This is a genomic window from Microvirga pakistanensis (assembly GCF_004458765.1).
Taxonomy (GTDB): Bacteria; Pseudomonadota; Alphaproteobacteria; order Rhizobiales; family Beijerinckiaceae; genus Microvirga; species Microvirga pakistanensis.
Window position 1 is genome coordinate 1 of sequence record NZ_SPJX01000372.1, and the last position, 223, is coordinate 223.

At 73.5% G+C, this 223-nt stretch carries 1 protein-coding gene; it reads right to left on the minus strand.

Translation table 11 applies throughout. The features are described from left to right. Positions 1-223, minus strand: a 223-nt coding sequence (locus E4K09_RS18550; protein WP_280177478.1) for a lipid II flippase MurJ, incomplete at both ends; no start/stop codon positions are given.

Consider the following 223-nt stretch of genomic DNA (forward strand, 5'->3'; position numbering starts at 1 on the left):
CGTCTGGCGCAGGGCTCCGCGCGCGAACAGGGTCTGGCTCAGCACCTTGCCGGCGGTGGCGAAGGGCAGGCCGAGGCTGAGCGCCGCGAGCACCTGCGCGGTACCGGCGGAATCGGCCGGCAGGAACGCTCCGCGTTCGAAGAGAACCGTCGTGACGGGGACACTCAGGATCAGCAGGGCGGCGCCCGCCGGGAGGGCGAGCAGCAGCGCCATCTCCAGGGCC